The 12,898-nt window shown below is 41.0% G+C and carries 15 protein-coding genes and 4 pseudogenes; 4 read left to right on the forward strand and 15 right to left on the reverse strand.

Annotated features, from left to right (window positions below; translation table 11 throughout):
• Position 1: 1 nt before the first annotated feature.
• From BBBE_RS07500 to BBBE_RS01090, 5 genes are read right to left on the reverse strand one after another with little or no spacing between them, the layout of a single operon-like run.
• Positions 2-1,213 (reverse strand): phage tail protein, encoded by a 1,212-nt coding sequence (locus tag BBBE_RS07500; RefSeq protein WP_010700776.1) that lies wholly within the window; start codon positions 1,211-1,213, stop codon positions 2-4.
• 3 nt (positions 1,214-1,216) lie between these two features.
• Complete coding sequence (locus tag BBBE_RS01075) at positions 1,217-2,041, reverse strand: baseplate J/gp47 family protein (RefSeq protein ID WP_010700777.1); 825 nt, start codon at positions 2,039-2,041, stop codon at positions 1,217-1,219.
• Complete coding sequence (locus BBBE_RS01080; RefSeq protein WP_192812757.1) at positions 2,038-2,367, reverse strand: GPW/gp25 family protein; 330 nt, start codon at positions 2,365-2,367, stop codon at positions 2,038-2,040. Before BBBE_RS01080 ends, BBBE_RS01075 begins: the two co-directional genes overlap by 4 nt.
• Positions 2,368-2,375: 8 nt before the next feature.
• Positions 2,376-3,161: a phage baseplate assembly protein V gene (locus BBBE_RS01085; RefSeq protein ID WP_010700779.1), complete on the reverse strand. Its 786-nt coding sequence runs from the start codon at positions 3,159-3,161 to the stop codon at positions 2,376-2,378.
• Positions 3,145-3,675, reverse strand: coding sequence for a hypothetical protein (locus BBBE_RS01090; protein WP_010700780.1), 531 nt, complete (start codon positions 3,673-3,675; stop codon positions 3,145-3,147). The genes BBBE_RS01085 and BBBE_RS01090 overlap by 17 nt, the downstream gene beginning before the upstream one ends.
• A 35-nt stretch (positions 3,676-3,710) precedes the next feature.
• Between BBBE_RS01090 and BBBE_RS01095 the strand changes: the two genes are divergently transcribed.
• The 4 genes from BBBE_RS01095 to BBBE_RS01110 all read left to right on the forward strand — a co-directional run bounded on the left by BBBE_RS01095 (position 3,711) and on the right by BBBE_RS01110 (position 4,924).
• Positions 3,711-3,989 (forward strand): hypothetical protein, encoded by a 279-nt coding sequence (locus BBBE_RS01095; protein ID WP_010700781.1) that lies wholly within the window; start codon positions 3,711-3,713, stop codon positions 3,987-3,989.
• Positions 3,979-4,296, forward strand: a complete 318-nt coding sequence (locus tag BBBE_RS01100; protein ID WP_010700782.1) for a type II toxin-antitoxin system HicB family antitoxin — start codon at positions 3,979-3,981, stop codon at positions 4,294-4,296. The genes BBBE_RS01095 and BBBE_RS01100 overlap by 11 nt, the downstream gene beginning before the upstream one ends.
• A 78-nt stretch (positions 4,297-4,374) precedes the next feature.
• The gene (locus tag BBBE_RS01105) at positions 4,375-4,641 is read left to right on the forward strand and encodes a BrnT family toxin (protein WP_010700783.1); all 267 of its coding nucleotides are present in this window, start codon (positions 4,375-4,377) and stop codon (positions 4,639-4,641) included.
• Positions 4,619-4,924, forward strand: coding sequence for a BrnA antitoxin family protein (locus BBBE_RS01110; RefSeq protein WP_010700784.1), 306 nt, complete (start codon positions 4,619-4,621; stop codon positions 4,922-4,924). Before BBBE_RS01105 ends, BBBE_RS01110 begins: the two co-directional genes overlap by 23 nt.
• Before the next feature lie 79 nt (positions 4,925-5,003).
• Here BBBE_RS01110 and BBBE_RS01115 read toward each other — a convergent pair whose 3' ends face one another.
• The 10 genes and pseudogenes from BBBE_RS01115 to BBBE_RS01155 form a co-directional block, all read right to left on the reverse strand.
• On the reverse strand, positions 5,004-5,381 hold the full coding sequence (locus BBBE_RS01115; protein ID WP_010700785.1) for a head-tail joining protein: 378 nt from the start codon (positions 5,379-5,381) through the stop codon (positions 5,004-5,006).
• A 1-nt stretch (position 5,382) separates the two neighbouring features.
• Positions 5,383-6,459: a major capsid protein gene (locus tag BBBE_RS01120; protein WP_010700786.1), complete on the reverse strand. Its 1,077-nt coding sequence runs from the start codon at positions 6,457-6,459 to the stop codon at positions 5,383-5,385.
• A 36-nt stretch (positions 6,460-6,495) separates the two neighbouring features.
• Positions 6,496-6,837: pseudogene (locus BBBE_RS07180) on the reverse strand (head decoration protein); the annotation flags it as partial.
• Complete coding sequence (locus BBBE_RS07505) at positions 6,834-7,286, reverse strand: hypothetical protein (RefSeq protein ID WP_010700787.1); 453 nt, start codon at positions 7,284-7,286, stop codon at positions 6,834-6,836. The gene BBBE_RS07505 and the pseudogene BBBE_RS07180, both read right to left, overlap by 4 nt.
• Positions 7,287-7,328: 42 nt before the next feature.
• Positions 7,329-8,183: pseudogene (locus BBBE_RS01130) on the reverse strand (S49 family peptidase); the annotation flags it as partial.
• Positions 8,173-9,687 (reverse strand): phage portal protein, encoded by a 1,515-nt coding sequence (locus BBBE_RS01135; protein ID WP_010700789.1) that lies wholly within the window; start codon positions 9,685-9,687, stop codon positions 8,173-8,175. The pseudogene BBBE_RS01130 and the gene BBBE_RS01135, both read right to left, overlap by 11 nt.
• On the reverse strand, positions 9,687-9,935 hold the full coding sequence (locus BBBE_RS01140) for a phage head-tail joining protein (RefSeq protein WP_010700790.1): 249 nt from the start codon (positions 9,933-9,935) through the stop codon (positions 9,687-9,689). The genes BBBE_RS01135 and BBBE_RS01140 overlap by 1 nt, the downstream gene beginning before the upstream one ends.
• A 3-nt stretch (positions 9,936-9,938) precedes the next feature.
• The gene (locus BBBE_RS01145) at positions 9,939-11,837 is read right to left on the reverse strand and encodes a phage terminase large subunit family protein (RefSeq protein WP_010700791.1); all 1,899 of its coding nucleotides are present in this window, start codon (positions 11,835-11,837) and stop codon (positions 9,939-9,941) included.
• Positions 11,830-12,398, reverse strand: a pseudogene (locus BBBE_RS01150) (hypothetical protein). The gene BBBE_RS01145 and the pseudogene BBBE_RS01150 overlap by 8 nt, the downstream one beginning before the upstream one ends.
• A 256-nt stretch (positions 12,399-12,654) precedes the next feature.
• Positions 12,655-12,898, reverse strand: a pseudogene (locus BBBE_RS01155) (hypothetical protein); the annotation flags it as partial.

The raw sequence follows: 12,898 nt of genomic DNA on the forward strand, positions 1-12,898 counted from the left end.
ATTAAAACCTCAATAAAATCTTGAATTGTTCACGAACGTCTTTACGTAAAGATAAAGAGATAGGGCTTTTAAGAATCTCCACGCCACCAATAAGCTCATCAGGTTTTAACCACAGTTTGCCAGGCGAGATGTATTTTGTAGGGGTTGCATGAACGAAAATGGAGACAAATGCTGCTTGTTTATCATCAACATCATGAAATTGCGTTCGTGCTGCAAGCAAAACTTTTGTACCCTTTATAAAGGGTGTAAAGCGATTACCTGAATGACTGTAAACTCCATCTGAAACTCTTGTTACTTGCTGAACAATGTTACATCTTCGATAACCAATCAGTTTATCATCGTCATCTCTTAAAGCCAGATAAAGGGTGCGACCTTTAAACCAATTCGCCATTAATATATCGCGCCCATTTTTTTGCTCTGATGCCCAAGGAAAACTTGCTTCATTCCATGGATAATCTAAACATCTCCAGCTAAGCTCTTCCTCCTCCTCATCCCAATTCAATAGGTTATGTTTGTTTTTTTCCACTGACATCCAAGGAAAGTTCATCACATCCCATGGATAATTCAAACCTTCCCAAACGAGTTCTTCTTGCTCATCAATCCAATTGCCAATCAGTTTTCCATCTTCTTCGGTTAAAGTGAGACTTATTTCTGTAGAACGCCCAAAGGAAAATACTGTGGTGCCTTCTGTCACGCATACACCGCTTTGAGTGTCAAACATGCTGTCATCTAATCGAGAGATATTGCCCTCTGCAATGGGTGCGTCATACCCATGAACACCACGCCAAAGATCAGAGCGCAGACATTTAGAAAGTTTAACGATCCCTTCAATAGCTTCAAGTTTGTCTGTGTCAGGCAATTGATCAAAATAAAGCTGAAATGAATTCCACCATTCTCGCTCTGGCCATGCCCCTACAAAACACGCACTAAGGTCTAACCATTCAAGCCCTTTATCAATAGCCGCTAAAGATCCACGAACCCGCTGCCACTGTGGTCCAGTTTCAAGCAAAACAGCAAGATCTGGCACATAAGATGTCAGCTCTCCAAGCCCATATTCTTCAACCAACCATGGTAAGAAGCTTGGGTCTATGATATCAAGCTTTGCACGAGAGATAAAATCTATTGAACTTTCAATACTTTTATGAAAGTCACAAGCATCGGCAAGGCGTTTTTCAAATTCTGTTGTATTTGTTGGCAGTAAGCGCCCAAGCATTGACTATATACGCCCTTTGAAGTTAAGCGTCACTTTACCAATGGCTAAAATTTCTTCACTGGAGACGGCAATATCATCTGTAGGGGTAACAGCAACAACCTTCTGCACACCAGAGATCATCAGTTTTGAAATCCACCATGATAAACTTAACTCACGACCAAGAGCTTGCTCTTTCTTCCAAGCTGTGCGTAAATTTGCCTCCATTTGGGTTAAGATCTCTAAAGAAATTTCAGGTAAGAGCCAAACATCTGCTTCTAAATCTACAACCGTTGTTACTGCAGCGTGAACCTCAATTGTATCATTGGTCATAATTACGCTTTTATCCGTGAGCACTTCTTTGACTCTTTGTAATAAATCCTCACTCGCTGTTGCTTGCTCATTCTCACCAAAAATAGCCACATGAATAGTGGGGTTTTTCCCTTTTCGATAAATGATTGCATCCTTCACACGACTATCTGCTGATAAGGCGAAATATCTATAATAAGGTTCTGTTCCACCCCCTTTACCAGCCCGTATACGAAGCTTAATGCGTTCACGATAGCTGTCATCACTTTCACCTTCTAAGCGTTCAACACCATGCCACTCACCCAAAGCATCAAGAAATTCACCTGTTGCAAAGTCAAGAACGGTGTTGCGTGCAGCTTCATTAATACGCTGCCTTAAGAGAAATTCTCTGTAACTTGCAACCTCAATAATTTTAACTGCTGGATCACTTTCCAGAGGTGTGTAATTGGGTAAAAGTTGTTTTAAATTCTCAAGACAGGCAGCACGTATTTCTTCAATAGAAAGCTCTGGAATGATTTCTGGTTTTATGAAATCCTCGTTCATCCTATCTGCAATCCTTCCATCGTGATGGGCTTTCCTGAAGGGGCGTAAATTCCTTCAAAGGACATGAAAACTTTTCCTGTCTCAACAGAAGTTAAATTCACTTGTTTAAGCTTAAAACGAGGCTCCCACCTATCTAAAGCCTCTGCAACAGCTGCATAAATGGCTACTTTAAAGGTGTCATTGACTGGATCATCAATCAAATCAAGAACACGCGAACCATAATTGCGACGCATAACCCGTGTTCCTATCCGTGTCATTAAAATATCCATAATGGACTGACGCAAGTGATCAACTCCAGACATGGATTTGCCTGTCTGACAATTCATTCCTATGCTCAAATAGGGCCTCCCGTTATAGCACCACCAGATGTAACACCAGGGTGTTTATGGCCACTTCCAACGTTAACACCGTTGTGCTTTAACCCACTCGACTTAACGGACACCTCACCACCCGCTTTGAGAGAGGTGCCACTACTTGATTTAAGGGACATATGACTGCCTGACTCAAGAAATGCACTGCCACTTGATTTGAGTGACATATCATTGCCTGATTCAAGAGAAACCCCATCACTTGATTTGATAGAAACATTTCCCTCTGCCTCCAGTGTCATGTTTCCATCTGCCTTTAAAGTCATGTCACTTTCTGAAATAATCTTTATGCCATCTGGAGCGGTGATTTCTAATTCACCTCCTTCACCTTTCATGGAAACCCCATCGGATATCGTTAAAATGAATTTGCCTTCTGATTTGATCGTCAATGAATAAGTGCTTGTTTCATCATCATATTCAACCGTTGTGCCATCAGGATATATGGTTGTATGAATATTGCCCTTATCAGCTGCTTGATTGGCATCTGTATGAATAGAGCCAATAATCATCCCTTGCGATAAATCACCTGATGTGGAAAGGACAATAACTTGCTCGCCCACATCACGTCCTTCATAGGAACGCGTTTTTCCTGCACGAGCTTGTGTGTCTGGAATCCAATCGCTTACAATATTACCGCTTTGAACACGATAGCGTGCGTTTTTATGATCAACGTGACTAATCGTACCTACCATAACCATATTGGCCACACGTCTTTTTAAATCTGTAATTTCTCTGTCACGCCGCTCTAACATGGGAATTTCCAGTGGTTTGATATTTATCCTCATTGTTAGGCCCTGTGTCGGGATCAAAGCCGACACAAGGTTTTAAAAAGACAGTGCTTTCTTCTTCAGGAGGGATATTGGTTACATAAGTGACTTCAAAGGTTAAAATAGAACCATGCAATGCTAAGGAGCCATTATCGCCAAAAGCCATGGCAATGTTTTGTAAGCGACAGCTTTCAACTGTGTTGTTGAGATTGGGGTTGTTATGGAAAATAGTTTCAATTTCCCAGGCTAATTGATCAACAAAACGTGCTCCATTTTCTCTTGTGTCATAGCATTCAACATCAACTGTTAAAACACGTCGTCTTACCCCATAATCGTGCCCATCTTCTATTGTTTCGTTTTGCGTTGATACATTAACAAACGGGTGATCTTCAGGAGAGAAATTAAAGTCTCGCATGTTGTAGATTTCATCACCAGCAGCTGTCTTGCCAGCTTTGATTAACTCAACAAACGTCTCTCTTAATGTATCTCGTGGATGCATCTTAATTCCTGTTTAGGCGATATCAGTTGAAAACTATGAAAGCATTGACTAGTATTAATAATGACACTAAACATGAAATTATGAGTCATAAAATTGAAAAAATAGTCAGCTTGATGAAAACATCACCTTTGTTAGCTGTATGTGGACATTTCTTTGGAGAACCGCGGAACAATGGTTCAAGCCATTTTGTTTTTAAAACCCCGTGGTTTGGAGATCCTCGTGTAAATATTCAAAAAAGTTCTGGTAACAAAGCAAAAGCTTATCAAGTCAAACAAATTTTACAAGCGATAGAAAGGATAAAGAATGAACAATAATCATTATACGTATCGTGTTCTGTGGTCGCAAGAAGATGAGGAATATGTTGGTTTATGTGCTGAATTTCCTTCTCTTTCATGGTTAGATGTTAAAGCAGAGAACGCTTTAAAGGGTATTATGAATCTCGTTACAGAAGTTGTTGAGGACATGCAACGCAATGGAGAGGATGTTCCTATACCTTTGTCACATGTAAAATATAGTGGCAAATTTCAGTTAAGAATACCACCAGAACTCCACAGACAATTAGCAATTCAAGCTGCTGAAAATGGTGTGAGTTTAAATAGATATATTTCTTCTAAATTGTAGTTCTTTTTTTATAGCTCTATGTGAATTAAAGTACACTTTTTTGTTGACGGTATCATATTTTAGGTGTACATAAAATGTATGAAGATAGTGTGGGATGAACCCAAAAGAGTTTCGAACATTGATAAACATAAACTTGATTTTGCAGATGTTATTTATTTTGACTGGGAGCGTGCCTTTATTGATGCAACACATTCAAACCGCATGAAAGCTATCGGACATTTTGCTGACAACACAGCAGTTATTATTTTTGCAAAACTGGGTGTTGAAGCAATATCTATTATCAGTTTTCGTCAAGCAAATAAGAAAGAAAGAGAGGTTTTTAATGACTACCAAAGAAACCTTTAAAGAAGGATGTGGCTACACAAAAGAAGATTGGGACGCCGTGGATTCACCACCACTTACAGACGAGGAGCTTGCACGCTTAAAACCAGCTAAAGAAATTTTACCTACCTCCTTTTTTAAATATGTAATACAAGAGCGTCGTAAGCGTGGACGTCCACCAGTTAAATTTCCAAAACAAGCAATTACTCTACGTCTTGACCCTAAAGTTGTAGCCTCTTTTAAGAAACAAGGTAAAGACTGGCGTACACGTATGGGTGAAATCTTAACAAAAGCAAGTGGTTGCTAAAGCCACACGCAAAAAAGCGATTAAACCACAATGTTAACTACCTCCCCATCTGTGACGATGGAAAAGTAATCAAAATATTTTACTTCACGTTAGCCACAGCGTCCTCACGTAGGATAAGCTTATACATATTTGATTCCGAGGCTTGTACATTTGAGACAGTAAAATTTTCTTGGGAAGAAGTCATTTTATTGGTGTCAATTTCTTTAGGGGGTAAAATAACAATACAATCTCCTAGTTCAGGGAGCACGCCACCAATATCATTGATACAGACATCGAGCTCTTTCCTTGGGATTGTTGTTTTGACTCTTCCCCCAGCTTCTTGCTCAGCATGCTTAATACTATAAATAGCTGTGATATGAAAAGATTGCCCTGTTTTCTTTCGTGTATAGATAATGGGCTGACCAAAGGTATCGCGTACATCTTCAACCATTTGACTGATCAGCCCATACCATTGCATTTTATTGCGCCTTTACCACTGCTTTGAAAAGCATTTCAGGACGTGTGCAAATAAAGAGCGGGTAACTGTATACCTCAGGTTTCACCCATGCGTTGCGTTCTTTATCAGTTACAAGAACTGTATAAAGAGGTTTGCCGACTGTATTGACAAACTCCATGCTTTCACCCGGAGCAAAAGTTTTTTGGAATACACCAGGAGCTTTAACAGGAACGAATTGACATTCATTAGGTTTGATACCCAAAGCTCGCTTGGTACCTTGTTGAGAGCCCGCATTATAATTATAAATACTCCGATAATTGATGAATGTCACACCAGCAAAATCAAAACTTCCAAAGCTTCCAGATCCTATAGCGCCAGGTGTTGCTACCCCTCCTGGACTATTTAATATCTGAGCTAGAGATGTATTTAAATAGGTTTCACGAATTGTTTTGTGGCTTTTTAACTTAGAAAAGAATTCATATCCACAAAGCCCAACAATCCAAGACCGATCAGAAAATGCACCGCGTGATGCTTCAATCATCTTCATGACGACTTGATCAACCATATTGGCAACATCTGTTGTGTCATCATCGAGTTTAAAATCAATAGCCTTTGGTTGTTCGATACCCCATTCCTTGTACCAATCAATGATCATTGATCCGTCAGCATCAAGAACAGCACCTTGAATAGCTCCAAGCTGCATATTTTCCCAAGTCAGCTCAATTTCCTCAATCAGCTTCTTTTGTCTTTTAGCAATATATTTCATTGCCGTTTCAAGTTGATCTTCTGTACCAAATTCTCGCCGGTCTTGAATTTCTTCTGATGTTATAGTGTCCCCTTTAGCAATACGTGTTGTTTGGAAAAATCGAAGATTACGGCCATCTCTATCGGCTTCTATTAAAGGTGCGCCACGTTTACTGGTTTGAATAAGTGATAACGTATTATCACGTCTTTCAATACCAACTACTTTTGCCTTTGATTCAACTTCTTCAAAAAGATTAAGTGAACCAACTAAACCAGGTTTAAATTCATAATTTTCAATTGCTCTCATCATTGTTGTTGATGAAAAAGCATTGTGATTAAAAAAATCCATATCCATATTTGTATGTCTCCTATCGCAATAAAACGTTGTTTTTTCTAAGGTTTGAATGGCCACTTCCTTTTTCTCTTCATCAATTTTCTCAGGCCATATCAGTTCAGATGCTTTGAGCGTGCATAAACGCACTGTAATCGTTGCCCGTTGATCGCTTTGTGATGCATCAACATTGGCATAAGAAATGCCCGCTGGAATTTGACTGCCATCTTCTGCATTGGGATTAAACGGCACATATTTGCCCGTTGATGTTACGAGCCCCATGACGGTTCCTGCTGCAACTTCAGATCCTTTTGCAAAGATTACTTCCTCGTTTGACATGTCAGGGTTATAACGCCCAAGATAAGCGCTATCACGAGGGCCCTCATAAAAAACTTTACTCATTGTATCGTCCCCCAAACCTTGTCCCATTTTGCATAAATATTTGCCTGAGTATTTCCTTCCGGATGGGGTGCATAAGGCGACACGACTAAAGCCTCGCTTTGTGACGTAGCATTAGCCAAAATAATGCTCTTTGCTTCCTCTAAGCTCATACCATCTTGAATAGCTTGTGCTGCATTAAAAGAAACGCCTAAACGCTGGGCTTGTTTTTCCAGAGTCATAAAACTCTGAGCACGCTTTCTTTCTTGTTCAAGTGTCGCTTGAATGATGGTGTCTTTGTCTTCATTTGTGTTGCTGTCTTTGGTAAAAGTTTCAGCGTTAACGCTAATGTCAACAGCGCTTACTTCTGCAGAAGTTTCAATCTTTTCGCTTTCTTCTCCTGCAGATAATTGCGCGGAAAGCTCACCATCGTCTTTGGCGCGATATTTTGTCCGTAACATATATTTCACCATATATTTAATTCCTTTGTTTGATTTCATATTCAGGGATTATTGAATGGAAGCGGTTAGGGCTTCCAAAGCTTGTGCAAATGTGCCTTGCGCATCTGCTAACCCAAGCTCTACAGCCTGGGCGCCTATAAATGTCTCTGCTTTCATGTCTTTGATAGCTTGAACACTCGTAGGTCTGTTTTGTGCTACTAAATCGACAAACATGTCGTAGAGAAGCGCACAATCTGCTTGCATCTTTTCAAGGGCTTTATCAGCCAATGGCTCATGAGGATTCCCGTGAACTTTGTGATCCCCTTCAAAGACAAATGTCCATTTATATCCGTCCATTTCATCAGCACGCGACTGATCAAGGTGAGCACACACAACCCCAATTGACCCAACAATTCCTGTGCGTGCAACCCAGATTTGAGAAGCCGCACAAGCAATGGCATAAGCTGCTGAGCACGCCATTTCATTGGCATGGGCCCAGATGGGTTTATTGTATTGTTGTGAAAGTGCACGAAACGCGTCAACCAAATCAAAAACACCACCTGCTTCGCCACCACCACTATCGATATCTAATAAAATTGCACCAACATCAGGTTGCTCAATGGCTTCTTGGAAAGCGTCTCGTAGACCATCGTAAGATGTTAATCCTGACGCAGCACTAAGCCACGCGCCACGGCGTACAAGTGTGCCATGAACCGGGAGAATAGCCACATGGTTTTTCACCACATAAGTCTCAGGGGGAATTTGAGAGAGAGGATCCTCTTTAGAAAATGCTCCAGGGGGAAATTTATTCCCCTCAAAAAGGCGTGGTGTCATGAAATTAAGAATGACATCAAACTTTGCAGGGGCAAGCATATGCGGTACATTAAAAAGTCGTGAAACCAAAAAGGGCATATCAACATTATTCATCATCTTCATGCACCTCATTGTTGTGATCATTTTCACCCCCTTCGTCAGTGTTCCTCAAATCAGCAGAAAGGTTGTCACCATCTGTGTCGAATGATAATCCAAGTGCCTGCGCGCATTTTTGCTCTTCTGCCAACTCTGCATTAATGGTATCAATATCAAAACCACGCTCAGCCAGTGCCATGCGTCGTGTTTTTAGACCTGCCCGGATTTCTTCTTTCTCAGCTGCGATGTCTCTATTGGGGTCAATCATCTCAAGAGGGGCTGCAAAGCTTTCACATTGGGTCCATGGTAAGGGGTTTTCTTCCCATCCTGGTAATTCAACACACCCAGCAAGCACGGCCAGTTGAACAAAGCGTTCCCAAACGACGCGATTGAACTGAAAGGCAATGATGTGTTCACGCCATTTTTTGACTTGGCGTCTAAATTGGATAATGGATGTGCGCACATTAGAAAAGTTACCCCGCGTCACATCACCTGTAAGAACAGAATAAGGAATACCTAAAGCTGATGCAATTTTTAAAGTATTGCGATATTGAAAGGCTTCATAAGAACCTCCAACTTCCACAGGACTGGAGAATTTAATGTCTCTATTCTCTCCCATATAAAGTGTTGCACCAGGTTCAGTTATAGGAAGATCTGGTGGTGCCTGTGGAGATGTTGCGGATTTGTTTTCATCATGATTGCCTGGTGCTGCTATATCACCAGGATTTGATCCTGTGATAAAGACAGCAAAAAGAGCGGCAGTTCTTTTTCTATCAATTTCTGCATCGTCATAGCATTCAAGCTGGAAGATCTTTGTCATACAGCGTGTGGCTTTGGGGCATCCTCGCAATTGTTTTGCAATGCGGGGTTCTTTGATATGAATAACCATTTCAGCAGGCACTCTAACCCGCTCTTGATCTGTAAATACCGGAGTTACATGATGATCATCGTAAGGGTGACGCTTCCAAAAATGATAAGCGACACGCTTGCCCCTTGCATTGAATTCAATTCCCATACGAATGGTGTTGCCTTTAATTGCTGCTGGTCCGTTATAGGTTAAGTCCAGCATTTCTGAGGGGTAAATTTGCAATTGAAGCGGTATACGCGAGCGTTCATAAAAGTCGATATAGTGCAATCTTACAAAACACTCACCAGTTAAAAAAACCTCACGAGCAATCATTTCTTGAAGACCATAAAAGCTAGCATCTTCATCATAATCAGCCTCATCGACCCATTGCCACCAAAGATCAAGAAGCTTTTTCTTTTCTTCCTGAAAGCCTTCAATCTTAGGGTAGGGCTTAATTCCATCACTGACTGCTGCTGAAACCCATTCATCTGTTGCAGATCCATAAAGGGATTCATTGTCATAGAGCCATCTTGAACGAGCGACAATTGTATCACCACATTCTTCGATGGCTTTATTGATGTGTTTTTTGGCAGGATCAAACCCACTCAATCGACGGCTACGACTTGCTGCTTCAAAATGGGGATTATGATTGACTTGATGCATAACAGTACTTGCCATTAATATCCCCGTGATGTGGTAAGATAGTAAACATATGAAGGCTTGTATCCTTCAAGAAGGGCTATTTCCTCTCTCAGCATTGTAAGGGCTTTGCGTATGTCTTCAGTAGAACGATGATTGACTTGCTTATCACCGTGACGCACAGATTGTGCCCCTGAATAAAGTGCATTTTCTAATTGTTTTCGTTGTTTTTTAAGCTCTGCAAGTCTTTCGTATTTGCTGTTCACTTGCTTTGATTTTTCATACATAGATTATCTCCAACCTCCTTGCACATAAGGGTTGATTTTTATTGCGGTTTGTTTCTTTTCAGGTTCTGGTCTCAGTCTTTTTGGGTACTGTGGGGCTGTTGAAGAGGTTTCAATGTTTTTCAAACGCTCTTCTAAGATGTCGACTTCTTTATTGAGATTGAGGCCTGCTAAAATCAGACCCTGTAAGGCAGCGTAAGCATAAACCCTACAATCGAGAGCCTCGTTTCTTGCTGTTTCACTTTTATGCCATTCTATCCGCTGATGGCCTTTGAAATATTTGATGACCTTTTTTTCAGCAGTGAGCTGCTCAAAATATTCTCGATCAAGGCTTTTATGAAAGTGCGTTGCACCAGATCCTGAGGCGTCAGGACCTGATTTCTTAAAGCGCCTTGTGATGGTATCTTTTGCTGAATCAACACCAACGATATATAAATTAATTTGTCCTTTGTTGTTTTTACTGGGGCGATGTGGCCATACAGGGCGCGATCCTGCTTGTCCTTTAATGCCCCAGATACGCTTTCCTTCACGAGGACGCACATAGTTGTAAACGTCTTGTGTATGACTGCCTCCTGTATCAATACAAGTTGCTGCTATTTTTATTCCATCTTTGAAACCAGGATGGGGCCATCGTTTTTGAAGATACTCATCCAGCTGATCCCAAATGTCTAGAGAAGAGGGATCTCCTGGAAAGACTTGATAATCAATGTTCCAACTTTCTTCACCACGTCCCCAGCCTACAACTTCAAGCTCTAAACGATCATTTTGTACGTCAATACCTGCAGTGAGGAGAACTGCTTGAGCAGGGGCAAGGGGATAGTCTTCACGTTGTGCATAAAGGCCGTCTGGATCAATGACTTCTCCTGATTTATCTTCCCATGGCTCACCTAGAACGATGTTAACAAAAGTCTGTAAAAGCGCAGGATCATTTTTAGCTTCTAAGAATTTAAGGGCACACTCTCCCCATGTCATCCAAGGTGAATAGAGTGCTGAAATATGGTAAGAGCGCAAACGAGGTCTAATTGGCTCTTTTGTTGGTATCCAACAAGCACCTTTTTCTTCAGACAACAAATCTTCTTTACGGTGCTCAGCATGCTCATGACCACAATGGGCACAAACAAACACAGCCTGTTCAGGAGCTCCTTTAGGCCATTTAATTTGCGACCAGACAATAGGTTGAAGTGTGCCACACTCATCACAAGGCACATTGTAATATCTCTGATCTCCTAAGACAAAATCTTTAGCGATACGACTTGTGTCACGATGAGTTGGTGTTGATAATTTAAAAATCTTTCGTTGAATAAAAGTTGCACTACGTGCTTCAGCAAGATTGACAGGATCTCCTTCTCCATCAACATTCAATGGATAGCCATCAACTTCATCAAGGACCAAATAACGAATAGGCATCGATCGCAAGCCAGCAGCACTATTGGCTCCTGTAAGCATCAACACCCCACCATCAAATTCTTTCGAAAACATTGTATTTCCACTGTCTCTAGCGCGGGCAGGGGCGATACGTTCGTTTAATGCAGGACTGGCCTTAATCATCGGATCAAGACGCGTTTTAGACACTTTCTTTGCCATTTCAACTGTGGGCATCACATAAAGAGCAGGGCCAGGACTATGATGAATGGCATAACCACAAAAATTCAAGCCAGCCTCTGACATACCAATCTGTGCACCTTTCATTACAACTGTTTTTTCAATTGGGACGTAAGAGGAAAGATTATCCATGATTTCCCGTAGATAAGGGGTACGTTTAGTTCTCCATAATCCAGGTTCAGCACTGGATACTGTGCTTAAATAACGGTTTTTATCTGCCCATTGTGAAACTGTGTAAGGAGGGTCTGGTTGACACGCTTGACAGGCATGAAAATAAAAAAAACCTTCTCCTGTATCAGTCACTCTTCTCTTCCTTATGACCTTGAGTATCCTGATCATGGAAAGGAACGGGAATTTTATTTATTTCCTGTAAAGCTTCTCGGATATAATGATCAATGGCACCAATCAGGCTTGCGCCATCACACTCAACCTGAGCTGCAATACGTGCACCAAAGCGATGAGGAAAATGCAGCATGATATCACGATAAGCTCTTCCAAAATTACGTGCTGCCCTCTTTACTTCTTCACGGTCAAGTGTTGTTTCTTTTTTTGCTCAAGGTCAATTGTCTCACTTTCAAGAGCAACTTGCATTCTTTGGAGTTTTATCTTGTGTTCATTAGCTCCTTCTATAGAAGTTTGCTTTGTCTTTGTGCGAGGCTTTCCATCTTCGCCTACAACATAGGCTTGCTTGGTGGGATTCTCATTCCATAAAGCTGTTGCTAATTCTTCATTGATAGAACCATCATCATAAAGGGCTTCATTAAACTTTCCCGTCTTAAAACGAGCAATAACCGCATTAGGATAAACACCCATCTTCTTTGCAAACGCTCGAGCTGATAGGCCTTCTCTGGTCTTTTTGTTCATAATTTTCCGTGATTGAATATTATGGCTTAAAAGCTACCTCACCATGGAAGGAAGGTGGCGCATAATAATACGTTATTTATCAATAATTTATGTGTACAATGTACAGTCATTTAAAAAATTTGTCGCTAGCGATATGTCGCGCTTGATTGCCCCGCACCCCCCCATCCCACTGGAAAGTACCTTTTAAAAACTTTTCTCTCAATAATTTGATTTGAAACATTAAAATCATCATATTCTTGTCTATAATTGGTATGGTTTAAGAGTGTGTGGCCTTTTGATTGACCATATATTCTTGCCGAGCAATTTGGCTCTGTATATTTTTAGTTAGCCTCTCACGAGCATGGTGTTCAATAGAACTTGAGACCTTTGGTTTAGACATGACATAGGCAATCGAGGTGCCTTCTTGTTTTGCGATTGAAAACTTATCTCCACTTGTTCTCGCAAACACGTGTCCTCCCATCTTTAGATTAACACGCTCTGGAAACTTTCCCCCTCGAATG

Source organism: Bartonella bovis 91-4, assembly GCF_000384965.1.
Classification (GTDB): Bacteria; Pseudomonadota; Alphaproteobacteria; order Rhizobiales; family Rhizobiaceae; genus Bartonella; species Bartonella bovis.